The sequence below is a fragment of the uncultured Microbulbifer sp. genome (assembly GCF_947504145.1).
Lineage (GTDB): Bacteria > Pseudomonadota > Gammaproteobacteria > Pseudomonadales > Cellvibrionaceae > Microbulbifer.
Map to the genome: position 1 here is coordinate 586944 of NZ_CANNGQ010000003.1, position 25312 is coordinate 612255.

The window sequence follows — 25312 nt, forward strand, 5'->3', positions numbered from 1 at the left end:
ACATGATCAGACGTTGAATCTATGAATAAATTACTGAACCTGGTAATCGCATCGTCCATTGCGGCCTTCACGATTACCGCCTGCAACCAGGAAGCCGAAACCGCGAATAGCAGCAAGCCCGACACGGTTATCGCGGCCAGCAACGGCAAGCCGGTCATCTACCAGGTGCTCCCGCGGCTCTTCGGCAACACCAACCCCACCAACAAACCCTGGGGCACCATCGAAGAAAACGGCGTGGGCAAGTTCAGCGATTTCACTCCCAAGGCGCTGGAAGAAATCCGCGCGCTGGGTGCCGATTACATCTGGTACACCGGCTCCCTGCACCACGCGGTGGTGCGCGATTACACCGCTTTCGGCATCACTAACGACGACCCCGACATCATCAAAGGCCGCGCCGGTTCACCCTACGCGGTGAAGGACTACTACAGCGTGAACCCGGATCTCGCGGACGATCCTGCCAAACGCCTGCAAGAATTCCAGGCATTAATCGCGCGCTCCCATGATGCCGGCCTCAAGGTCCTGATCGACATCGTCCCCAATCATGTCGCGCGCGACTACCACTCGCTGGCCAAGCCCGAGGGCGTGCGTGATTTCGGCGCGGACGACGATACCGGCGTGGCCTATGCCCGCGACAATAACTTCTACTACGTCCCCGGCGAGCCCTTCCAGGTGCCGGTCGCAGAGGATGGCTACCAGCCCCTGAACGGTGAAGCCCACGCGCTGATCGACGGCGCATTCAGCGAGGTTCCGGCCAAGTGGACCGGCAACGGCAGCCGCGCACCGCAACCGGAACAGGGCGACTGGTACGAGACGGTAAAAATCAATTTCGGCGTGCGCCCGGATGGAAGCCACGATTTTGCCCAACTGCCCGCAGGCTTTGCACAGAAAGACTTCCGCGCACACGCGGCCTTCTGGGATCAACAGGACGTGCCCAGCAGCTGGAAAAAATTCCGCGAGATCACCGACTACTGGCTCGCCTTCGGGGTGGACGGCTTCCGCTACGATATGTCCGGCATGGTACCGGTGGAGTTCTGGAGCTACCTGAACTCCTCCATCAAAGTGCAAAAGCCAGACGCGCTGCTGCTGGCAGAAATCTACCAGCCGGACCTCTACCGGGACTATATCCACCTCGGAAAAATGGACTACCTGTACGACAAAGTCGGCACCTACGATGCGATCCGCGCAGTGATGGAAGGCAAGTCCGGCACCGACCCGCTGGTGGAGATTCAGCAGAGCCTCAGCGGTATCGAAGCCCACATGTTGCGCTTTATGGAAAACCATGACGAGCAGCGCATTGCCAGCCCGGAATTTTCCGGTAATGCGCAAGCAGGCATACCCGCCATGATCGTCTCCGCCACCATCAGTGGTGCGCCGACGTTGCTCTACTTCGGCCAGGAGCTAGGTGAGCCTGGCGCCGGCGACGCGGGCTTCGGCAAAGCCAGCCGCACTACCATCTTCGACTACTGGTCTGTGCCCAGCATCCGACGCTGGAATAACGGCGGCCAATTCAATAGCGAAAAACTCAGCGACAGCGAACAATCCCTGCGCCAGGCCTATCGCAAGTTGCTGAATTTCACTCGCCAGAGCCCGGCGCTCACCGGCAAATTTATGGATCTGCACCGTCACAACCGTGCACACGGGGAAAACTACGGCGAGCAACAGTACAGCTTCGCGCGCTGGGAAGGCGGCGACCGCCTGTTGGTCGTTACTAACTTCGCCGGCGATGACCGTCAAATCACCCTGCAGCTGCCCAGCGAGCTGATCGAGGCATGGCAACTGGAATCCGGTAAGTACACCCTTACTAACCAGCTACAGCCGGGCACCGCGGATATGACCATTGATGAGAATAAGGCCGGTATCATCGAGATCTCACTGCCTGGCCTGTCGGGCAAGATCCTTAAAGTGACCCCCTGATTTCTGAAGGGGCGCTTCGGCGCCCCGCTCTGCCTCCTGGCCACCAGCTCCTATCTCCCGCTCTCACCTCCAGCCCCCATCTCCTGTAGGCGAAACCTTCGCGACCTGATACTGTCCTAGACTTCGCAGTCAGTGGTTTACACTGACTTTTGAAGCGCCAACCTTGGTTTTGAAATCGGGTGCGCGAGAATCAACGGGAGGATATGCAGATGGGTGGCTATATCAAGGAGTGGCTGATTGCCCTGCTGGTCACAGCAGCCGTGGCATTTGGCATCTACTGGTTTGCGGTGCGGGATATTCCCAAGCCGGATGTCCCCGCCCCGGTGCCCGAAACCGCGCCGGAAACACAATCCAATGTCGACCTGGAAGAACCTTCCGAACCCGTGATCCCGCCCGCCCCCGAGCCCGCCGAGCCGGAAGATCCACCGCGTCAGCTACCCGACCTCAACGACAGCGATGAGGAGGCCCGCAAAGATATTATCAGCCTCTCTTCCGACGGTGCGCTGGCCAAGTGGATCGTCCCCGACGAGGTGGTACGGAAATGGGTCGCCGCGGTAAATACCGCGACCAAGGGCGACCTGATGCACAAAAACCGTCCCTTCAACAACCTGAAAGACAGCATCGTGGTCAAAGACCTCGAGACCCGCGACGATGGCCAGAAGGTGTACGTACTCTCCCAGGAAAACTACCAGCGTTACGACCAGCCCGTACGTTTGTTTGCGATGGTGGATACCGACACCGCCGTCAACCTCTACCAGTTCTGGTATCCGCGCCTGAAACAGGCCTATGGCGAACTGGGGCTAAAGAACAAAAACTTCCACGCCGCCGTTCTCGCCGCCATAGACCAGGCCCTCGCCGCCCCGGAAGTCGAAGGCCCCATTAAACTGGTGCGTCCGACGGTGTACTACAAATTTGAAGATGAAAAGCTGGAAAAAATGCCCGGCCTGCACAAACTGATGATCCGCCTTGGCCCCGACAATGCGGCACGGGTTAAAGAGAAGCTGCGGGAGCTGAAAAGCGCGCTGCAAAATATGCCTTCCGAGCAATAAAACTTCTCAAAAAAACAAAGCCCCGAAATCGGGGCTTTGTTTTAACCTGAAAACGAAATCAATTCCCTAAACGACCCCTCCAGACCAGTGACGCTCTGGCAAAGAATCTACCCCCATATACCGCGCTATATCCCCGAACAATTGATGGGTGCCGTAGATGCGCTGGCCGTTGTTTGCGCCATCCCCACAGTTGATGATGCGCCCCATCTGCAGCGCGCCGCCGGCGCCTCCGGCGAGGGTGACGGCACCGGCGGCGCCGCCGTGTTTGGAGCCGTCGCCGACTTCGCTGAACATCACTACTAATGTGTCATCCAGCAACCCTTTATTTTCGAGCTGCTGCAAGGTGTAGGCGAGGAGGGAGTGGTACCAGCGCACCTGGGCGGTGTGGGGGACGTCGCCGGGGCGGTGGGAGGCACTGTGGCTGGCAAATTCGTTATACCAGCGGGTCATGGCGCCCACGGGGCCGCTGCCGTTGCTGTGCTGAATTCCCTGACTGATGGCGTCCTGGGCCATCTGCCAGCACTCATCATAGGAATAGTTCACCAGGTTCCCATTCTCATCGCCTTTCGAAAGCTGCAGGGTGGCGACGCGATTCAGACCACAGGAGAAAGCACCGACGATATTGTCCACCTGGGCGCGGGCCAGGTGCGGGAACATTTGCCATTCGGTGGGCGATAGAGGGCTGGAAGATGCGTAGTATGGATCACTCATTACGCTGGTATTGAAACTGCACTCGCCCACCTGATTGCCGGCCAGATCCCGCAGTCGCTTCAGTGCATTTTCATGCAGACTGAGCTTATCGCGCTGGGCATTTTCCAGTGTGACATCGGCGAGACTGTCGAAGTCGTTGAGAATGGCCTCGTAATAGGCCTGCTTGTCCGGATCAGCACCACCGGTCCCTCCACCTGATATGCCCACCGCCAATTTCTGCGCCGCGTCCGCCGGGTCGTTATTCGGAATGGGGCGCGCACCGGACTCCACATTGCGCGGTTTGGAAATCATGATGTCGGAACGATTGCCGGTGCGTACGCCGAGGCTCAGTACCCCTTCGTTGCCCAGCTGTTCGGCGATCAGGTGGTCGACACTTGCGCTGCCATAACCGATCTGGTTATTGCCGGTAAGAATCCCACGCATATCGTTATAATGAGCACCGGCGCCGTCGCCGATATCAAGAGTGAGGTTTTGCAACACAATCAATCGATTGTGCCAGGACGACAATGGCCCCAAACCAAAACTGAGTTCCTGACTGCCACTGATGCTGCCCGGCCCCTGATTGGGCAGCCAGTTATAGGGGACGACACCATTGGGATAGTAAAGGAATAGTACCCGCTGGGCGCCGCCGGTCTGGGCGAACACACGCTGGCCAAGCATGCCACCTGCCAACGGTAACAGCATCCCCGCCTGCGCAAGATTGCGCAGAAATTTTCTGCGCGAGCGACTGCTGGATTCATTGACCGACGTAAAACCGAATTTATTGAAGAATTTCATTATTGTTATCTCCTAGCGGCGCAAAGTGAATGCATCGGAAAGTACGAGCGTTCGCAACATATCGCGCATACCACCGCCGTTACGCAGGTCTTCACTGGCAGTGTGAATAATCACATCATCGCTGGCGCCCTCTTCGCGCCCTACCACGTAGCGGTAGAACTGCCGCGCAAAGCATGCCTCGCCCTGGTCGCTACCGGCGATCAGGCTGGCCAGTTCCGGCACTGAATAGAAATCGTAACTGGCACTGGTGGGATCCATCACCGTGGCCGGTGTGTACAGACTCTTGATGCTGCCGCTGTCGTCGATCTCGCGCTGCTCACCGGTACCGATGGTTTCGATGGTGCGGTAAAGCGCATCGCTGCCGAATCGCTCGAAACCGAAACCGACACCGTCGATGAACTGATGACAGGCGGCGCAGGCGGGATCGGAGGTGTGGCGGGCGGTGGCCTCCCGATTGCTGTCGGTATCTTCAAACACCACATTGAAGTCCGCAGCAGCCGGTGGTGGGAACTCCTGGCACATCAGCACTTCCCGCACATAGACACCGCGTTTGATCGGTGCCGGGTTAACGGTACTGGTGCGCGAGGCGAGGAAGCTGCCGTGCCCCAGCAGGCCGCTACCACTACGCGGATCACCCGCAGGGAAAGTCCGCATAGCCCAATCACTGCCAGCGCTATCCAGGCCGTAATGTGCCGCGAGATCGTCGTTGGCCCAGGTGTAATTGGCGGAGAGCAATTCGCCGAAGGCGGCATTGGTGCGGATATTTTCCAGCACGAAACCTACGGTCTCTTCCTTGAAGGCGGACACCAGATCGATATCACTCACTCCCGGGAAGGGGTACTGGTTGTTGATCAACCAGCCACCGATAAATCGGCGCAGGCCACGTTCCGCGCGCGGATCCGCCAGCAGACGATCCACCTGCGCTGCGATATCAAAGTTCTGTTCGCTTGCAGCCAGCAACAGTGTGTCGTCCGGGGTGGTGACCCAGAAGGTGTAGGACAGCAGTGTTGCCACTTCGTAGTTGTCGAGCCGGTACAATTCGCTCTCACTGTCCAGCGCGCCCAGCTCGGAACGATACATAAAGTGCGGCGACATCAGCATGGCCTGCAGGGCCAGGCGGCCATCGTCGTCGCTACTGTAGAGCCCTGCGTAGCGGGATATCTCCGCACTCTGCAGCGGGCGCCGGAACAGGCGGAAGCCGAGAGTATCCACCACACACTGCACATCGCCACAGCCGCTCACCAGATTCATAAAACCGGTTTGCCCAATGGCCAGATCCGCGACCTGCTCTGAAACCATTTCATAGCCCAGGGTGCGATCGTTGTCCGCGGAAAGATAAGACGCAGTGTCGAAGTTGCGATAGCGACCGTCTGCGGGAACGGGATTCATCAGCGAGCTATCGAAATCGATGCCGAAAATATCCCGCACACTATTGAGGTATTCCTCCCGGGTAAGCAGACGCAGGTTGCGCTGATCCAAGTTGCTGCCATCGCAGTCGCTGCTGTTGCAGCTACCGCTGTCCCAGGCTTCATCCACAATCAGCCGCGCCACTTCATAGGCACAGGCACCGGCCTCGTCGCCGGTACAATTGGCAGCGGCGTCCATGGGCATAAAGTCTTCGATGTACTGGGTGAGATCCCCCAACTGCCAGTTGCCGCCGGTTCCGGCGAGTGCCTGGGCAACGGCACCCTGGCCCTGGTCTCCGTGACAGCTTGCACATTGCGCGGCATAAAAATTCTGCCCGGCCTCGTATTCATTGGTTGCACTGGGGAAGAGTGCCACCAGAGAAAGGTCGTGCTGAGGAATCAGTAACTGCACCTGCGGCAACGATGGATCGCTGACGATATAAGGTGCTGCATCGCCACTCCAACCACCGAAAATAGTACCCAGCGGCGCGTCGCTGGCATTGACGGTAATCACGCTACCGATGGCGTAATCCCGTCCGCCGTCTGCCGTCGTGCCACCCACCACGGACACTCGCGAAGTATCGCCACCAACCGGGCCTTCCGGTGTCCAGGGTTCCCAGGCGCCGCCGACAAAACTGGAGGATTCTCCAATATTCCGCTGGTCTCCGGTCTGCTGGCCACCGCCACTGTTAAACACCAGATTGACCTGGCCGTTGTGCAGATCTTCCTGCTCTACGGAGTGGGTCCACCAGCCATCGGCATCGGGCCCGCTCATCAACAGCCCCGGCCACTGGGTCAGCGCCTGGTCCTGACCGTCGACGGTGACAAACAGGTGTACATAGACCTGCGCCCAGTTGTCCGGGTTGTCGTAACGCAGGCGGATGCCATCAAAACCTTCCGCCAAATTTAATGACGCAGTGAATTCACCGAGGCTCGCCTCTACGGTAACGGCGCCGGTGCCCGTGCGGGTGACCAGACCATTCTGATCGATGCTGGCAGGACCACTGGCAACCGACCAGCTGACCTGCCCGAAGATATTTTCCCGGGTGCCATCAGCGCGAAGACCCACCGCAACGAGCTGGCGGCTGCTTTCCAGGGATTGCCCCTTGGGCGCAATCTCGAGCCCGGTGATGGCGGTGTCGATGGAAGTCACCGCAATGGTCAACTGAGCACTGAATCCGCCCTGCTGCACGGTGACAATGGCAGTACCTGTGTTGCCCGCGCGCAATACAAAGTCATCGCGGCCCACCGCTTCCACCGCGAGCACATTGCTATTGCTGGAGCTCACGCTCGGTGTATTGGGCACCGGTGCGGTAAATCCGTTGTCGTACAGAGAATTCACCTGCACCGTCAGCGCATCGCCGCCATTCAGGCGATCACTGTCGGCATCCAACTGAATACCCACCTGCTGCAGACTGGTGCCATCGATCCACTCGCGGAACAATGCTTCCGCCACTGGATTGGTGTAACGGGTGCCTTTGGGCATGCGGTTGTTATCGGTGGTCTGGTAGATGTACGCCAGGCTGTTGGCGTGATCGAAGGGACGCAGACGGGCTGCACCGCCGGTGGTTTCCACATTGACCAGGCGCATATCCCCGAGCGGAGTGTCGTAGCGCAGGTCCATAAAGCCGCTGGCGTGACAGTGGGAACAGTTGGTTTCAAGATAAGTACGAGCGCGTTCATCGAGATCCGCACTGGTATCTGCCGCATCCACGAAGACATCGTGGCTGTCGGCACTACCGATGTCTTCCGATAGCAGCGCGATGGTGTTGAACACATCCAGCTGATTGGCCACCGAGGTATCGGTTTCGCCATACTGAAACGCCCGGTTCAGCTGACGGGTGTGCACCGCCAGGGGCTCGCGACTGCCACTTCCTATGTGGCAGGATCCGCAGTCGGCGGCTGACTGCACGGCCCGCTGACGGTTTTCAAGGCCGCCATCCATCACTGTGAGGGTTTCGGTTACAAGATCAGCATCGCTACCGGCGCTGTTCCAGTAATAGTTGGCTGCCTGCCACTTGCCGGTATCCTGGCGGAACAGTACGGAAGTGGTAAACGGCTTTTGCGGATTATCTGCAGCGGCAATGCTCTGGTGTTTTACCAGCACGGTGCCGATCGGCAGATCCCATTTACTGGTTTCATCAAAGTCGACCTGCTGGTTATTGGGCACCGCAATAAAATGCCGCAGGTCCGCACCGTCGAACCAGCCCTCGGTGTTGAGTGCGTATTCGATGACACCGCTCACCGGCTCCAGCGTTTCCAGATTGGCAAACAGCCCCGTTTCGGAAAGCTTGGTAGGAATCACCGCCGCCTCCGCATCGTCGTCCAGCACTTTATAGATGGTGGACTGACCGCCGTACTCCACGCCGTAGGTGGAGACTAGCAACGTATCGCCACTCAGATCAGTACCGAAGGAGGCGATGTTTTCTGGGAAGGCATCACTGATCAGTGCTTTGGCTTCGCCATCGACAATGGACCAGATACGCTTGGTGACGTAATCACCGAATACGAAATTTCCGCTCAGACCAGGCAGGGAGTTTCCGCGATAAACGACACCGCCGATAATCGAGTAACCGGTTGGGTGCGCATAACCATCCCGCGGCGGCTCGAAATCGGTGCTGCAATTTTTACCCGGGTCACCGCCAAGGTCGCCGCGGTTGTTGGTGCCTTCACACACCGGCCAGCCGTAGTTTTTCCCCTTCTCGATCAGATTGACCTCTTCAAATCCGGCCTGCCCCACTTCGGTTTCCCACAGGATATAGGGCGCTTCGGTATCGAAGCTCCAGCGCCAGGGGTTGCGATGGCCGTAAGACCAGATTTCTTCGCGGAAACCGGACACTCCGACAAACGGGTTATCCGCCGGGATTGCGTAGTATTTCCCTTTGACCGCCTGCTCCAGCGGTTTGATACGGATAAAGGTTCCCAGAAGATTATCGGTTTCCTGGGCGCCGTTATTGGTGCGTGGATCTTCCGGGTAACTCATGGTGGCGCTGTGTCCGTAAGCGCCGTCGCCAATACTTAAGTAAAGGTAACTGTCCTCTGGGTGGAACTGCATCATGCCACCTTTGTGGTCCGGGCCGCGCTGGGGCACCCGCAGTATTTCCGTGCGCGAAGAAGCCAAAGCCTGCGACGGATCATTCGGGTTATCTACGGTCCAGCGTTCAAGGATCGCGTCGCCGTAACTGCCATCGGGAGCGCGCACGTTGTCATCGGTACCGTGGATGTAATAGATATAAATATGGCCATTACTGGCATAGCCCGGATCAAAGGCCATGCTCAATAGCCCCTGTTCGTGGTAGTTGCGCACCTCGCTATTGATATTCAGCAGTTCGCGGATTTCGCCCGGCGCCACATCTTCGCGATTGGGAAAGGCAAAGATAGCTCCGGTTTTGTCCACCACATAAATCAAGTCGTTGATGCCATCCGGAATCACCATCACCGGGGACATAAACTGCCCCTGAAGGTTCGGATAGGCCACTTCGAAGCGGTAATTTCCATCGGAGACATTACCGCTAATGGGAAAGTTCAGCGGTTGTGCCAACATTGGACGCGCGCTTGGGGGAAGATCATCGTCCGGCTCTTCATCTAACCCACAGATCACTGCCGGCAACCATTGATTGTTGATGTAACAGGGATCGCCGCTGTACATCAGGTCCGCCGTCTGTTGGCTACCATTGTCACTGAAGATGACACTGAGTGAATCCGGCATGACGTCATTGTTCAAATGGTCCGCGAAGTCATAGCAGTAATTTCCCGCAGATACCGTCATCGCCACACCGGGCCAACCGGGCAGGTTACTGACGCTGCCGCCGGGAGCCGGGTTCCAGAAATAGATATGCGGCGCCGCGTAGTTCTGTGGGTTGTCGAAGCAAATACTGGCTGCGGTTTGTTCGGGGGGCGGTGCGGCGATTTCAGACACCGCGATGGCTTTGCTGACATCGTCAAACGTGATGCGGTAACGGCCATTTTCCACCGAGTAGTCAGCGCCTGGATACGCCTCATTCCAGTTCTGGAAGTGACTGATTTTGAAACGGGGGTTGGCGCTGTCAAACGTTTGCTCGGTGACCCAGACACCGGCGGTGGCGTCGTAGGTCATGGCCGTGGTATCCCAGTCGTTGGGCGTACCTCGAAACCAGGCCTCGGACCAGGTTTGCGCACTGGCGCCGAGCGGTAGGGCGAGCAGACAAGCCAGCGCAACACACGCGCGCAGGCAAACGGCAGCCACAGAGTGAGACACTCCGGCTTTCACAGGGGCAGAAATCATCGCTATGCTCCGGGAGTTATTGTTATCCGGATGGCCGCCCTACGTATTGTGGGCGACTTTTAATTATTCGCTGACAACCTCTCAGCGGTATGTGCAGGAACCGCTATGGCACAGCTTCAAGTTACTCCGTTACCGGGGGATTACCTCACCCTCCCCAGGGGCGTAGAGAACTGCTGCGCCGCCATTCACAATAGATGGCGCGGGGAAAATATTCAGGCAAAAAAAAGCCGGCGCTAGAAACTCTAGAGCCGGCAAGCCTTTCGACGAGAAAGATAAGTTGGGGCCGTAGCTGGCCCCGGGGCGCCTGGATTCCCGCCTGTGCGGGAATGACAAGGTGTTCGGTTACTCGGTTACATTGATGCCATCAAGAGCGTTTAGCGTGCAGTGATCTCTGTGGGTTCAACCGCACCCAGCAAGAGGGTGTCGAATTCGGTATTGAATGTGAGCACGCCACTTTCTACCCGGGCCTCGGCGCCGGAATAGTAATCTTTTACCAGTGTGCCTTCAGCGAAAACGTCAGCCGCATCTACCGACTTTTCTCCGGCGGGCATATCCAGCGCAACCATTACGTGATCCTCGTCCAGAGTACGAGAAAAGATATATGGTGTTTCGCTCAGCTGCTGGTGCACACCAGCACCCACCGACAGATGAGACTGACGGAACTGTCCAAGCTTCTGCCAGTGGCTCAAAATCTCACTGGTCTTGGCCCGCTCAATACTGCTCCAGTCCATGGGCACACGCATGGAGGCATCGCCGTAGGCCTGCTCGTCAATCATCGGGCGCGCGATTTCGTCACCATAGTAGATCTGCGCCGCACCGGGTGCCAGCATCAGTTTCAGCGCGGCGGTTTTCACCTGCTTGCGCTCGCGGTCGTAAGAGCCTTGGTCGTCGTGCGAACCGAGGTAATTCAGCACGGAAACACCGTCCAGCGCGCCGCCGTGCAGGATGCTCGAGTACTCGCTGAAAATGCTCTCCATATCCTGGTCCGCGTGGGCGGCGAAGCCCATATTGATCAGACTGTCGAATCCGTAGTTAAAGAAATCCACCTTGCGATCACCGAAGTCATACAGTCGGCCATCGCTGCTGGCAAAATTGTTGACGCCGTAGTGGTAAACCTCACCCACCATAAAAAAGTCGCGATCATCCAGCGCTTGTTGCGGGTTGCTCTCCTTCCATTCCACCAGCGCCAGGCTGGCTTCTTTTTTCAGTACCGCCCAGATTTCCGGCTCAACGTGCTTGACGGTATCCACACGGAAACCATCTACGCCGTATTCACGCACCCAGTCGGTAAGCCATTTAACGATGTAGTACTTGGGCGCGCGCGGATAGCCCGTACGCGCAAAGAAAGCATCCAGCTCCGCCACTTCCTGGTCGAGACGGCCTTCGCGCTGCCACTTTTCGGTAAGCTGAGGCGGCAGGTCTACGGGCTGTTCGCTCTCCGTGAGAATGTCTGGCAGGTTGTCGGTCAGCGCGCACTGCACGTTCTGGGCAAAACTGCTCCAGTCGCACTGGGGGTTGGTACGCACCCAGTCGGAGGGCCACAGCGGGTCAACACTGGTAACCGGACCGGTGTGATTGATGATTACGTCCAGCAGGATACGCACACCCTTGCTCCGAGCCACCTGGATCAGCTCCGCCAGTTCGGCTTCGGACCCGAAGTTGGCGTCCACCGCGGTCCAGTCTTTTGGCCAGTAGCCATGGAAGGCGTAGGTGCGTTTATCACCCTCGTCATAGCCGTGGACATTCTCGATCACCGGCGACATCCAGATAGCGTCCACACCCAGGTCGGTGAAGTAGCCTTCTTCCAGTTTCTGGATCACGCCGCGCAGGTCGCCGCCGAGGAATCCGCGCATATGCGCCGCATCCCCTTTGCGACCATAGGACAGGTCATTGTCTGGATTGCCGTTGTGGAAACGGTCCGGGAGCATGAAATAGATAGTGGCACTATTCCAGAATTGGTCTGTGGTCGAGAAGGAATCCGCGACTGTCTGCTTGACCTCAGTCAAGGCGGTGCTCGCCACATCGTGCGAGGATGCCTGCGAGCCAGCCTCGGAGTCTGCCGCGGGGTTTGCGCCGCCGTCGGAGCAGGCGGTGATGGTCAATGCCGCTGCGGAGATCAGCGCAGCCAAACCGGTCATTTTTTTCATTATCTTCTCTTCGTCGTTATCGAACGGTCATCACTGCAACCTAATGTACCTATCTGTTCCACAGATTCATCCTCCCGGGGCGGGGCGTAGATGAAAAAATCGGCAGCTGGTGATAGTCTTGATTCCCCGCTCGCGGGGCCGCCCAAAACCGAGAAGAGCCCACTACAAGGGGCCTCCAGAATAGAGGGCGGTACATCTGCGCTGGAGAAGAAACAGGACTGCGCAGAGAGCACTCTTAAGTAACAACACTTGATGAGAGCACTTAGGGAACCAGATTTCTAATTTTGAAGGAGTGAACATGCAGGAGAAACCTGTTGTATTTGTGGTAGTAGATCCCAACGATGACCGCCACGTAGCCCTGGAGCGCGCCCTGGCCACCGCCCGCGAGCGCAACCCGCAGCCAAAACTGGCCGTATTCGTGGCCGTCGATGGTGAAGCCGTCGACACCCGCGCGGTGAACGATCACCTGTTCCGCGACGAGTTCTGGTTCCGCGACCAGATCCGCTCGCCCATCGAAGAAGCCGGAGTGGAGTTCGAGATCAATGTCTGTTGGTCCAGTGACTGGCAAGGCGCAATCATTCAGGAAGCCAAACGCTACAACGCGGAAATGATCTACTTGCCAGTGCACGCTCGCACCAGCAGCCGTCGTTTCACCTTCGCTGAATCCAAATGGCAGGTGCTGAAGCAGGCCAAATGCCCGGTAGTACTGATCCGCCCGGGCGCCAAAGATCGCCGCAAGGTGGTACTGGCCACCGTCAACTATCAGGCCCAGAGCACCCAGCAACGCCAGCTCAACCGCCAGATCACCGAGCGCGCCAACTACATCGCCGAGGTGTATGGTGCCGAGTTGCACCTGGTCAACGCTTACCTGGACTCCATGCTCTACCCGGACCGCGGTGCTCTGGCCAAGCTGGCCAAGAAAACCGGCGTTCCCACCGATCGCATCCACGTGAAGCAGGGTTATACCAACGAAGTGGTTGCCGAAATTGCCAAGGAAATCGATGCAGACGTAGTGGTGATGGGCACCCTGAACCAGTACGGCGAGACCGGTTCCCTGCTGCGCGGCAATACCGCCGAGCGGGTGATTGGCTCTGTAGAGTCCGATGTGATGGTTTGTAACGCGTTTACGACAACTGCGCACTAACGCACTTTTTCAGGGCTCCGTATTCACGGGGCCCATCTCCTCCTCTTCACCCCAAGACTTACCTTAAAACCGTTGAACCAAGTGGATTCACGGAAAGCAGAAAATATTTCAAACCATTTCCCTTAAAAAAAATGCCCATCAAGCATTGCTCGACAGGCATTCTTTTGAATCCCGAGGGCACGCCCACGGGACAGACTCCCACGACTTAGAACGTATAGTTTACACCCAGGAAGTACTGACGACCAAAGTACTGGATTGTACCGGTTTGGGCCTCGTTACCGAAGTAGGTCTTGTTGGGTTCATCGGTCAGATTGTTCGCCTGGAATACAAACTGTACACCGCTATCGAGCTGATATGACGCTTGGTAATCAACGACTGTTTCGGAGTCAAAGAATGCCAGTTGACTATCAACCGCAACCTGCTCACCAACGTAGGTGTCACGGTAACGTGCACTTACGCGGGTCGAGAAATTGTCGTAGTCAAAGAACACGGTGGTGTTGAATACGTTCTTGGAAAGACCCGGCAGAGGAATCCGGATGGACGCGCCACTGAGACCAGTTTCCGCTTCAATTTCGCTATCGGTGTAGGAGTAGCCTGTGGTGAAACCAAGTCCAGACCAGACACCGGGCAGGAATTCCAAAGTTTGCGTATAGGCAAGTTCAATACCCTGGATATAACCAGCGTCTTCATTGTTATACGCAGTTTGGAACTGGCCACCAACGAAGGGATTTCCAGATTCCGGATTCACGTCAGGAATATCAATACCTGCCGCAGCAAAATCAAACGGGTCAATGGTGATATCGGTTACGAGAGATTCAATATCTTTGTAGAAAAGCGCGGCGACAATGGCCCCTTCCGTTTCTTCAAAGTAGTGCTCGTAAGAGATATCCAGCTGGTTGGCATACATCGGGCTCAGCAGCGGGCTGGTATTACCCCAAACGTTGAACTTGTCCTCAGTTGCCCCTTGTTCAACCCAAGAGCCACCACCAGCCTTGAGCTTATCAATCGGCGGGCGAGACATCACCTTGGCGAGCGCGAAGCGCAACTGGTCGTTATCGGTCAGGTGGAAGTTCAGGTTAATAGACGGCAGGTAGTCGGTGTATTCTTGGCCTACAGTGCTGACAATGTAATCGGAGTTGGTTACACCGCGTTCGTCGGTAATTGGAGTGCCCAATCCACCGCCGACCTGGAGAAGGCCAGTACTATATTGATCGGTATTGACCACACGCAGGCCCATGTTACCGGTCACATTGACACCCAACATTTCGGTATCAATATTTGCCTGGAAGTATGCCGCGAGGACGTCTTCGTTGACATCACCGCTTTGGATCATGGTCCAGTTGTTGTCCCAGTTAGAAGTGGCAACAAAGGGGTCTCTTCCCGCTGCGGCATTGGCAGCGTTGACCAGGGCAACGGCCTGATCAAAATCAATCGCAAGGAAGTCCGGGTAACCAGACAGCTCACCACCGAAGCTCTGTGCATCCACCATGTCCGCGGTTAACTGGATCGGCAGCTCAGAGGGGTGGCCACCGAATTCCCAACCGTAACCAGCCTGTTGGCGCTGAGCAGAAAATTCACGCTCGGAATAACGCACGCCTGCTTCAACGGAGGAGAAGAAAGCCGTATTCAAGTCGTACTTCATGTCGAACTTGTAGGCATTCAGTTCATTGCGATTGATGTAGGGCCACATGCCCACTTCAGTCAGGGCAATGGTGTTCAGGTCGGTGTAGGATTGATCAGCGGTGAATGAACCCGGGTTCAGGCCATTCAGCAGGTAGTGAATCGTCTCTGCGGCACGACCATCGGCAGGATTGCTGGCATCGTTGTACAGAATCGCACGGGTACCACCGTTAACAAACTCACCGTCGGCTTCTGAGTATGAGATATCAGATGAAAGGGTCAGCGGGCCCTGGCTCCAGGTCACGTTGATACCGCCGGACAACACTTCGGTGTAACGAGAGTCATTGTCGTTGATATTGAACACAGCGAAGTTGCCGGTTCCATCACTGGAAACAGTCGCACCAGTAACCGCGCCATTGTTCACCGTTTCGTCACTCATATTGCCGGCAAACACGTTCTTAACGCGGAAGCCGCGAGCAAAGTTCTCGGAATCAAACTTGGAATGGAAGACATCGCCCTGAACACTCAGGTTCTCGTTGGGCTCCCACTGGATTGCACCCATGAAACCATCGCGGGTTTCTTCACCGCCACGAACTTGAGCCTCGAAGCCTTCGCTGGCAGCCACGGTTTCACCGTCGACTTCGGTAGAACCATTGTATTGGAAACCAACAAACTGGCTTGATGCACTCGGCTGATACAGGCGTGCATAGCCCAACGCCACACCCAGAGTGTCGTCAGCGAACTTACCCTGGTAAGAAGCCGTCATCCGGTGGCCAGTGGTGTCAGCATCGGTAATATCGTCGCCACGGTCATTGATCATGCCGCGGGTACTGACGTGGAAGGTGTGATCTTGATCGTTGTCCAGCGGATTGACTGTTTTTAGCTCAACCGTGCCCGCAACACCGCCTTCGATCAGGGATGCTTTGGGGGACTTGTAAACAGTCGCTTGTGAAATCAGTTCTGATGGATACTGGTCGAACTCAATTGCGCGACTACCGCCAGTAGTCACCTGCTCCCGCCCATTCAGGGTGGCAAATACAAAGCCGCCATCCATACCACGAATATTCAGCCCGCTCGCCTGACCGCCAGTACGCACGGCGGTAACGCCGGGCAAGCGCGTCAGGGCATCTGCGATAGAATTGTCTGGGAGCGCGCTGAGGTCACCAGCATCGACAACTTCGGCAACCACATCAGAGTTCCGCTTGGCAGCCACGGAGCCCAGAATACTGGAACGAATACCAGTTACGACTACCTCTTCAAGTGCCTCATCCTTAAGTGTCTCATCCTGCTCCTGAGCAATGGCTCCCATGGAGGCGGTCGCAGCTGCTGCGATGGCTGCCGACAGCAGTGCCGGCCGGAAATGTTTGTTAGTCAGACTCATCATCTTCTCCCTTGGACTTATCGTTATGGTGAGTAATGCCATCCTAGGCTTACCCGAAGTCCATATCCTCCACCCCCGAGGGGGGAGGAGGGGGGAGAAGCTGGGGCCGGCGGAGGAGGAGTTACCATCAGCGACCGGCCGGGTCACCACGCAGGGCCCATTATACGCCCTGAACAAAAAACATTCAGCCTTCAACCACCTGACTGGCACATACCTGACTAATAGGTATATATGGGCAGGCTGCCCGGTATCTGGCCGCATTCCCCTTGCTCTGCGTCGCTTACCTCACCGAAAATACCTGATCTTGTACCAAATACATTCAGCCCCCTAATAACGATAATTCTGTGGAAGCGATCATGTTGACCCTCCCCCCCTCTATTCGCCCCTTGTTGTTGACCCTCTGTACCCTGACCCTCACTGCCTGCGGTGGAGGTGGCGGCTCAGGTGGCGGCGCGTCCAGTAGTTCGAGCAGTTCCGGCGGCAATGCGTCCGGAAGCTCAGGGAGCAGTTCCAGCAGTAGCTCTTCCTCCGGTGGCAGCAACTCCAGTAGCAGTTCTGGTGGCCCCGTCAATCGCGCGCCGGAGATAGCCAACCTGGCAATCAACCCGGTGGAGCCCTACACCAATACCCCGCTGTCTGCGAACCTCTCCGCGTCCGACCCGGACGGAGGCAGGCTGGACTATAAGTACACCTGGCTTGTTAACGGCAGTGCGGTCACGGGAGAGAGCAGCGGCCACCTGCACCAGGACTATTTTGCCAGGGGCGATGAAGTGCAGCTGGAGGTCACCGTTTCCGACCAGGAGCACAGCGTCAGCCAGGTCGCCAGCGCCACCATCCTCAACAGCGCTCCGGTGGTACAGGCCAGCGCCGAGAGCCAGGTAACCAGCCTGCGTAACGTCTGGCTCTACGGCAATGTACACGACGCCGATGACGACGAGCTGACGTATCACTGGGAACAGGTATCCGGCCCTGAGGTCACGCTACGAACCCCTGACGCAGCCAACACCGCTTTCACCTCGCCGGACGAAACCGGCGAGCTGGTGTTCCAGTTGACAGTCAGCGACGACGAGTTCACTCCCGAGCCGGCGCAAGTGCGCATCCAAGTGCGCAACAACGCCCCGGATCTCATTACCCTCGCGATCACCCCGGAGCCGGCTTTTACCGATACCACACTGGAATCGGAATTCAGCGTACTCAATTACGATGGCCGCGAGCTGAGCTACGTCTACACCTGGATGGTGAACGACCAGGCCATTACCGATGCCGACGGCGAGACGCTGGCACCGGAGCACTTCCGCAAAGGCGATGTAGTAACTCTGACTCTGGAGGTCACCGACGGGCTGGGCGCAGACAGCATGTCCACCCATATCACCATCGCCGACAGTCCGGCGGTCTTGAGTGTGAGTGGCGCACCGGAAACCGCCGAGTACGGGGAGCCGGTAAGCTTCCAGATCAACGCAGAGGACGCGGACGCGGAACCGGTGGAGCTGGCCTTCCTCGCCCGCCCCAATGGCATGAGTATCGATGACAGTGGCCTGGTCAGCTGGACACCCGGTGGCCCGCTGTTTAGCAAAGAAACCGATTTTAACTGGGCCATCACCGACGCCAGCAATTCGGAAGCCGGTGAAGTGGGTGGCACCATCCGTGTCATTGATGAAGACCGCCAGTACCCGTTGAGCCGCAGCGGTATCGAAGTGCCGAAAAATCGCGAACAGATACGAATCCGCGACCTTGATAAGGACGGTGACAACGAGCTACTGATCACCGACGGCCACTCACGGCTTTTCACCCTCACCTTCAACGGTACCGATTACGTGCAGGACTGGCTCTACCCCTTCAGTCTCGCTGGTGTAGAGCAGAAGATTTCCTCAATCGCTGCGGCTGACCTGGATGGTGACAACCACGATGAAATCTTTGTGGGCATCAGTAGCAGTCATTTCGTTGGCCTTACCCAGCTACTGGTGCTGGACGGTGCCACCAGAACCCTGAAGCAGTTCGTCGAGCTCGATGGCAACACGGTCAAGGCCATTTATCCCGCTGATCTCGACAACGACGGCGAGCTGGAGCTGGCCCTGCTGATCAACAGCGAATCCAGCTACGACAGCCCTCAGGTCGCCCAGATACGCAATGCCACTACGCTGGAGCTGGAGTGGTCCTCCTCCGAGCTGGCGCTGGGCAACAGTATGGCGCTGGGCAATGTAGACAACGATGCAGGCCAGGAACTGGTGTTTTCCAAGGGATACGTGTACGGGTTTAACGGCGCCACCTATGTCAATGAATGGATTCACGGCACCGGCTTTGGCTACGGAGATGTGCACGTCGGCGATGTAGACGCAGATGGCGTAGACGAGATCGTCGGAGTGACACTCGGCACGGACAATGAATACTATCTGGAGGTGTTTGATGTGCGCGAAAAGGCATCTGTAGCCAGCCGGAACCTTGATTACCGAACCAATATTGCCCTCGGCAATCTGGACAGCGATCCGGCGCTGGAAATCCTGCGGGGCTATGGCGCCGCCGCCCACTCGTTCGACCGCGCCACCGGCCTGAGTGAAGACTGGGTAATCACTGGATACCGGCACGACCCCACCGCCCTCACCATTGGCGATAGCGACAACGACGGTGCACCGGAGATTCTGTGGGCGGATGGCACGGACAGTACCGGTGAAGATACCCTGCACATGGCGGGAATGAACCCGGGCTTCGAGGAGGAGTGGACGAACCTGGATCCCAGCCAGCTGGACGGCCCGTTCCTCGGGGGTGAGCGTATCGCCCTCGCCAGTGGCGAGGAGCGGCTGGCATTTGCCACCCTCGAAACCGACAGTGGTTACGGAGACTCACGTATTCTCTATTTCAATCCGGTAACCGGCGACCTCGATATCAGCTCGACACGGGGCCGCAACTGGACCAGCTATTTCGCCTTCTGCCCCGTGGATTTCAACAGTGATGGTATCGACGAACTGTTTATCGCCACCAGCGAAATCCGCGACCCCCAAGTGTATCTGTATGAACCGGCCAGTGACAGTAACATCTGGACCGCACCACCGCTGACAACATCCGGTGTCGCCGTCGACAGCGGCGACCTGAACGGAGACGACCTCCCCGACCTGGTAGTGACTACCTACAATGCGGGCGCCTACGCCTACGATGCGAGCGCCTCTACCCTGCTGTGGAACAATAGCGAAGTGGGGGGCGTGGATATCGCCGTGACGGATCTCGATGGGGATGGAACCAACGAAATCATCTCCGCGTCCCCCAGCGGGATTACCATCACCGCAGGCGAAAGCTTCAACAATGTCCACTCCACCAGTATTACTGCACTGGAAGAAATTTACGACAATTCCCGTGTTGTGGATATGGCGGTCGGGGATATCGATGGTGACGGAAAGCAGGAAATTGCCGTGGTGACGAGTTATTACTCGGATGACAGCTGGGTTCTGGTGTATGAGTCAAACCTGACTCTGCGCTCGGTATTCCAACTGGAGAATGTCAGAGATTACCCCACCATTGCAATCGAAGGTTATGGCGATGGTGCGCGCAACCTCCTGGTCAGCACCGGGCCTTCCAATTATTACGGCGGTGGCAGCGCCTTCCTGCGTGTGCTGGACCCTGCATCCGGCAGAGAGGTGAGCCGCTCCCCGGAGCTGATCAGCGCTTCACCAAAAAACAGTCTTTACTATCTCGATATCAACGGGGACGGCATTGTGGAACTGAGCTTCGGCACCGGGGCCAGCATGAATGTGACCCGCTGAACGCACCGCTTGCTGGCCAGTCTGCGGACTGGCCAGCAGATTCCGTGGGTGATTTAAATGTAACGGTATGCCGCCTGATCAGCTTTCCAGCCAGGCGGCGGCGCCGATCAGCGCAGGGTAACCGGCCTTCAGCACCTCGACACGCACGCCCTGCAGCCAGTCACTCAGGCGGCCTTTATTGGTGAAACGCTGCTCGAAGTGGCTCTCCGGCAGCAGGGCTTCGATACGCGGCAACACGCCGCCACCGAGGAAGATACCCCCGCGGGCCACGTAGTAGAGGGCCGCATCACCGGCGGCGCTGCCGAGGAAGTTGAGGAAATCGATCAGGGTTTCCCGGCACAGCGGGTCGGAGCCGTCCAGGCCGCGGCTGCTCACATCCGGTGGGGTGAAGTCTTCCGCCGGGCGGCCGTGCAGGGCGCAGACCGCGCGGTACAGGTTGACCAGCCCGCCACCGCTCAGCACATACTCGTTGTAGACCGGCATCTGCTCGCGGGCAAGGATCTGCAGCAGTTCCAGCTCGCGCTCGCTGCCCGCCGAAAGGTTGGCATGGCCGCCCTCTCCCGGCACCACACGGTAAGCACCCGCTTCATGGATGATTGCGGCCACCCCGAGACCGGTGCCTGGGCCGAGTACGGCCATGCAGCCATTCGCTTCCGAGGGCACGTCCCGCAGGGCCCACTTGTCTTCGCTCTGCAACCGCGGCAGGGAGAGCGCCAGCGCGGCGAAGTCATTTACCACCAGAGCGCGCTCCAGGGAGAAACGGGCACACAGCTCTTCTGCGCGGATATCCCACCCCAGGTTGGTCATGGTGACACGACCGCCCTGTGGGGTCTTCTCGACCGGTCCGGCTACTGCGATACAGGCCTGCGTGGGCTGCGGACCCTCCAGTCCTTCCAGCCACTGACCAAGCGCGGAGTAGAAATCGGCAAACTTGGCGCAATTCACCACCTGAATGGATTCGAGCCGATAACCACTCTGATGCGGGTGGGCAACGGCGAAGCGGGCGTTGGTTCCGCCGATATCCGCGACGATTCTGGTCATTAAGTGTTCCTTACACGTTCTCTATGCAGCAGGAGCCGCCAACAATCCGGCCAGCTCGATTCGCCAACAGGGCAAACAGACACCCTTAAAAATGGCGGTATAAGGTAATGATTTGCCGACGAAAACTCCAGCCCTCCCCCCTCCTGGCGGTCACAAATTTGGGGGGATGAGGCGCCCAGAGCATCATCTACAGGCAGAGCGGGTGTGGAGAGGCCCTTGAGAGCAGCATGAAACGTGATTCGGAAAGAAAAATACCGGCAGGGAGCACCTGCCGGTCCAGCTATTACGGGAGGTCGACGAGAAAGGACCACTAGCAGGAAGAGAGATGATGTCGGGCAACCGGCGCGGCAGGAGTCGCCGAGGAATACCAAAAGTAACTCGCTCGCCGCACAGGCGTTGTTGAAACCCGATGAAACCAGTTTGCTTGTAGCGCCAGGCTGCGTCGCCCCACTTTGAGTGAATCGGTAAACTGGGCGGTGTCACTTTCGGGTTTTCTGCAAACGGGATGGTCAGCCAGAGGCGATGGCGTCGGCCCACGCTCCTCCCGCGGCGGGAATTCTCATATACTCTGCTACCAGAAGAGCGATAAAAAACCATAAGAACGAAACACCATTCGGCGATGACCCCATGAAAGAATACATCTTCAATATCCACGACGTGGTGCTGCTGATGACCGCGGCGGAGTGCCTGCTGCTGGCGGTGTTCCAGTCGATCCTGCCCACCCGTGCGCGGCACGATGGCCGCCTGCTAACGGCCTTCCTGCTGATCATCGCAGTGGCCTCAGCCTGTACTTTACTGCTGTGGAACGACCAGTTCTCAGTGGCTCCGTGGTTTGAACAGACTCTGCTGCCGTACCTGTTGTTCGCGGCTCTGCTATTAAAGGGGCCGGCCATCTACCTGTATGTCTGCTCCCTGACTCAGCAGAAACTGAACCTCAACCAGCGCCACGCGCTCCATCTTTTACCCGCGGCGGTCGGGCTTCTGTGTATCGCGGTATTTGGGCTCTCCAGCGGTGACCTTCGGCACCTCCCCAACCCGGGGCTGCCTCTACCGTCTACAGCGACCGAATTTATCTGGGACATGGCCGCTCTGGTGCCTTTTGCCTACGCCGCCGCTGCGCTACGACGGATTCGCCGCTACCGCCACGCGCTCAAAAACGAGTACTCCCACTTCTCTGAAACAGAGCTGACCTGGCTGTCAGCCCTGACCTGGGGTGTGTTTATCGCCTGGACCTGGACCATGGTGGTACACGTGGTGGCAAAGTTCTCCAGCGATGTGGTCGCGGACTACATGGGCATTGCTGACAACTACCTGGCGTTCATCCTGATCAACGCATTTTTCGCCTACAGCCTGACCTACGCACACCAGTTACTGGTGACCAAGCCCGAAGAGGAGACCCGCGAGATCAGCAGCGAGGAAGAACCCTCCGAGCCCGCGATTGCCAAGGTGCGCAACGCAATGGAGGGCGACAAGATTTACCTTAAAAAAAACCTAAACCTGGAACAGTTTTCCGAGCGGATCGATCTGCCCGCAAAAGAAGTCTCTGCCGTTATCAACAAGCATTTCGGGACAAACTTCTTCGAGTTTGTGAACAGTTACCGGGTAGAAACCGCCAAAGCACTGCTGTCTGATCCGGAAAAAGCCGACATGACCGTGCTGGACGTGCTGCTGGAATCCGGCTTCAACAGCAAATCCGCATTCCACCGCTTCTTCAGCCGACTAGTGGGAATGTCGCCCACGGAATATCGCAAAAAGTCACTGGCATTGGGGGCGACGTCCTGACAACGATCTCCGTTTATTCAGCCTGACGGTTTTTTGCCGGCGGGTAGCACCCACTGGGCGCAGTTCCTCGATCGTCCGTCCTGCTGCGTCGTCGAGCGGGAGACGGCGTGTGGGCACCCTGCGGTGCCCTTTTTAACCCGCTCACTTGCTCTTCAGACAGGCGCGCCAGTCCCGCAGGTGCTCGCGTTTTTTCTCTTTCCAGACCTGACGCTCCTCCTTGATTCTTAGCAATTTCCCCAGCCACCCGCCGGCAAACAGGCCTTTTCCGTTGTGTGAACGCAATGTTTCAAGGATCGAATTAAGGCGCTCGCGCACCACTTCGCAAGCTCCCTGCTCCGCGCTTGTGGCTGCGCCACCAGAGAAATAAATATTGTCGATGGACAGATCATTTATCTCGCCAAAGCCGAGTACCTGGAACAACTGACGCATGTCGGTCAGCGCCAAATCCGCGGACAGGTTGGAAACCGGAATAACGATATCCTGCCACTGGCCATCGCGTACGAAGCCGTACGGATCATTGCCCGGGGTAAAGGTTACCCAGGTCTGGCCTATGTGCTCGACATTGCCACTCTTCAGGCCAACACGAAATTCCGTCTGATCGGTGGTGCGCATGGAAAAGTGCAACGCCGCTTCACTGTTGTCGAAGGCGCTGAAATCGAACCCTTCGCGGGCGGCAAAGCCCATACCAAACCAGCCCTTGCCGGTGGAAGACAGGTTGAGTGCGGTCTCGCCTTCCCACGCATTGGTTACGGTCGCGGCATCAGCAAGGTTCAGTGTGCCCTCCCAGATAAACAGGTCACTGTCCTGCCCTTCTACCAGCGCACCGGCGGAGGTATTGGCTGCCGTTTCGGTGTAGATACCAAAGCTGCCATTTTCCGGTGCTGGCAGTGGTGCACTTTCGGTGAGGTAAATATTGTCGATGGCAATTTCGAACGCCGCCGCGGGAGCCGGGCCGGAAATAGCGAACAGGGTCTGTACGGTCTGCATATCCACACCACCGAATTTCGACAGCGGAATCGATACCTTGTGCCAGGCACCATCGCGCACCAGCCCATACTGTTCGCCACCGTTGGCCAGCACAACAGTGCCCTGCCCGCCGGCGGTACTCATCATATGCAGTTCAATATTTACATCGCTGTTAATGCGCATGTCGAGATTGAGCGTGCCGTGCTGGTAGTTTTTCAGGTTGTAGTCCGGGTGCAGTAGTCCCATACCCCACCAGTTCCCCGGTTGCACGCTGAAGCCCAGTGCCTCGCTGCCTTCAAACGGCGTAGGAGCGCTGTCTTGCATATTGCTCCAGACATAGAGGTTGGTGTTGTCTTCCCAGTCCAGAGTATTATCCACAGCGTGGGTTTCGGTAAGAACGCCAAAGTCTCCGCTGAGGTATTCCTCGCTGGCCACTTCAAGTTCGGTATGCGCATTGGCATACAGGCGCACGTAGTCCACATACATTTTTGCCGGGAAGTCTGCCGTGATCTGCGCAGGGTCGGTAATCTCAACGAAGTTCCAACCGCCCACCGCCAGGTTCAGCAGGATATGCATGGGATTGTCGCGAAATTCAGACAGTTCAGGCGCGGTGATATCCATGGTGAGAACGGTGGTGTCGTCCACGGAGATAACGATCTGCTCCGGAGTCCAATCCAACCGATACGTGCGGTAATCCGTATACAGCGGGTCGGCAAGTACCACGTGCTGGGCGTGGGATGCCTGCAACCAGTCACTCCAGGTTCCGGTCTCATGCCACCAGTGCACGGCACCAGACACGGCATTATTTACACTGCCGTCGTCGATTGCCGATTTAAAACCGGCTTCCAGGATATCGATCTCGCCGGATTTCGGCCAACCATCCACACCGTAGTTGTCACCCAGCATCCAGAACGCCGGCCACAAACCGTTATCCAGTTTGGGGAGTTTGATTCGCGCTTCCAGAGTGCCGTAGCGGAAACCGACACGACCATTGGTATGCAGGCGAGCGGAAGTGAACGGTTTTCCTTCGTAATTTTCCCGGCGCGCCTCGATGACCAGGTTGCCATCTTCGATGTAGGCATTGCTCTGGGAAGCGGTATAAAACTGCATCTCGCCGTTGCCAAAACCGCTGCCACCCGTGTTATAGGTCCACACACTGCGGTCGAGCTTCTCACCGTCGAACTCATCCGCCCACACCGGATCTGCTTGCGCAGTGGCAGTACTGGCTAGCACCGGCTGTGCCGCCAGGCACAGCGCGCTCAGCCACAGATGTTTCTTTTTGATCAGATTGGTTATTTTCATTATTTCTCCCATAAGGCATCGTTTATTGGATTGCCGGAAAGAAATGTAATACTCGG

Annotated in this window: 11 protein-coding genes; 5 read left to right on the forward strand and 6 right to left on the reverse strand. The window is 57.4% G+C overall.

Annotated elements, in window-relative coordinates; all coding sequences use genetic code 11:
• Nucleotides 1–21: 21 nt before the first annotated feature.
• Nucleotides 22–1914 (forward strand): alpha-amylase family glycosyl hydrolase, encoded by a 1893-nt coding sequence (locus tag Q1A74_RS13140; protein WP_299596811.1) that lies wholly within the window; start codon nt 22–24, stop codon nt 1912–1914.
• Nucleotides 1915–2093: 179 nt separating this feature from the next.
• Nucleotides 2094–2963, forward strand: a complete 870-nt coding sequence (locus Q1A74_RS13145; protein ID WP_299596814.1) for a DUF3014 domain-containing protein — start codon at nt 2094–2096, stop codon at nt 2961–2963.
• A gap of 66 nt (nt 2964–3029) precedes the next feature.
• Here Q1A74_RS13145 and Q1A74_RS13150 read toward each other — a convergent pair whose 3' ends face one another.
• From Q1A74_RS13150 to Q1A74_RS13160, 3 genes are all read right to left on the reverse strand, one after another.
• On the reverse strand, nt 3030–4451 hold the full coding sequence (locus Q1A74_RS13150; RefSeq protein WP_299596817.1) for a DUF1552 domain-containing protein: 1422 nt from the start codon (nt 4449–4451) through the stop codon (nt 3030–3032).
• Between the two features lie 12 nt (nt 4452–4463).
• The gene (locus Q1A74_RS13155; RefSeq protein ID WP_299596819.1) at nt 4464–10121 is read right to left on the reverse strand and encodes a PQQ-dependent sugar dehydrogenase; all 5658 of its coding nucleotides are present in this window, start codon (nt 10119–10121) and stop codon (nt 4464–4466) included.
• Nucleotides 10122–10495: 374 nt separating this feature from the next.
• A complete protein-coding gene (locus Q1A74_RS13160; RefSeq protein ID WP_299596823.1) occupies nt 10496–12268 on the reverse strand; it encodes an alpha-amylase family glycosyl hydrolase in 1773 nt (590 codons plus the stop codon).
• A gap of 298 nt (nt 12269–12566) precedes the next feature.
• On the opposite strand from Q1A74_RS13160, the gene Q1A74_RS13165 reads away from it, so the two are divergent.
• The gene (locus tag Q1A74_RS13165) at nt 12567–13412 is read left to right on the forward strand and encodes a universal stress protein (RefSeq protein WP_299596826.1); all 846 of its coding nucleotides are present in this window, start codon (nt 12567–12569) and stop codon (nt 13410–13412) included.
• Nucleotides 13413–13617: 205 nt separating this feature from the next.
• On the opposite strand, the gene Q1A74_RS13170 is transcribed toward Q1A74_RS13165, so the two are convergent.
• Nucleotides 13618–16413: a TonB-dependent receptor gene (locus tag Q1A74_RS13170; RefSeq protein WP_299596829.1), complete on the reverse strand. Its 2796-nt coding sequence runs from the start codon at nt 16411–16413 to the stop codon at nt 13618–13620.
• 356 nt (nt 16414–16769) lie between these two features.
• Here Q1A74_RS13170 and Q1A74_RS13175 point away from each other — a divergent pair, with 356 nt between their 5' ends.
• Nucleotides 16770–20165 carry an FG-GAP-like repeat-containing protein gene (locus tag Q1A74_RS13175; RefSeq protein WP_299596832.1) on the forward strand — a complete coding sequence of 1132 codons (3396 nt, stop codon included), beginning with the start codon at nt 16770–16772 and terminating at the stop codon, nt 20163–20165.
• Between the two features lie 78 nt (nt 20166–20243).
• Here the strand turns inward: Q1A74_RS13175 and glk are convergent, their stop codons facing one another.
• Nucleotides 20244–21206, reverse strand: coding sequence for a glucokinase (glk, locus tag Q1A74_RS13180; RefSeq protein ID WP_299596835.1), 963 nt, complete (start codon nt 21204–21206; stop codon nt 20244–20246).
• A gap of 627 nt (nt 21207–21833) precedes the next feature.
• On the opposite strand from glk, the gene Q1A74_RS13185 reads away from it, so the two are divergent.
• Entirely contained in the window at nt 21834–22988 is a 1155-nt protein-coding gene (locus Q1A74_RS13185; RefSeq protein ID WP_299596838.1) for an AraC family transcriptional regulator, read from the forward strand.
• A 141-nt stretch (nt 22989–23129) separates the two neighbouring features.
• Here the strand turns inward: Q1A74_RS13185 and Q1A74_RS13190 are convergent, their stop codons facing one another.
• The gene (locus Q1A74_RS13190) at nt 23130–25256 is read right to left on the reverse strand and encodes a glycoside hydrolase family 16 protein (protein WP_299596841.1); all 2127 of its coding nucleotides are present in this window, start codon (nt 25254–25256) and stop codon (nt 23130–23132) included.
• Between the last annotated feature and the right edge of the window lie 56 nt (nt 25257–25312).

Coding starts and splice junctions, on each gene's coding strand:
- Q1A74_RS13140 (WP_299596811.1), top strand. CDS start 22: ATGAATAAATTACTGAACCTGGTAATCGCATCGTCCATTGCGGCCTTC.
- Q1A74_RS13160 (WP_299596823.1), bottom strand. CDS start 12,268: ATGAAAAAAATGACCGGTTTGGCTGCGCTGATCTCCGCAGCGGCATTG.
- Q1A74_RS13165 (WP_299596826.1), top strand. CDS start 12,567: ATGCAGGAGAAACCTGTTGTATTTGTGGTAGTAGATCCCAACGATGAC.
- Q1A74_RS13175 (WP_299596832.1), top strand. CDS start 16,770: ATGTTGACCCTCCCCCCCTCTATTCGCCCCTTGTTGTTGACCCTCTGT.
- Q1A74_RS13185 (WP_299596838.1), top strand. CDS start 21,834: ATGAAAGAATACATCTTCAATATCCACGACGTGGTGCTGCTGATGACC.
- Q1A74_RS13150 (WP_299596817.1), bottom strand. CDS start 4,451: ATGAAATTCTTCAATAAATTCGGTTTTACGTCGGTCAATGAATCCAGC.
- Q1A74_RS13170 (WP_299596829.1), bottom strand. CDS start 16,413: ATGAGTCTGACTAACAAACATTTCCGGCCGGCACTGCTGTCGGCAGCC.
- Q1A74_RS13155 (WP_299596819.1), bottom strand. CDS start 10,121: ATGATTTCTGCCCCTGTGAAAGCCGGAGTGTCTCACTCTGTGGCTGCC.
- glk (WP_299596835.1), bottom strand. CDS start 21,206: ATGACCAGAATCGTCGCGGATATCGGCGGAACCAACGCCCGCTTCGCC.
- Q1A74_RS13190 (WP_299596841.1), bottom strand. CDS start 25,256: ATGAAAATAACCAATCTGATCAAAAAGAAACATCTGTGGCTGAGCGCG.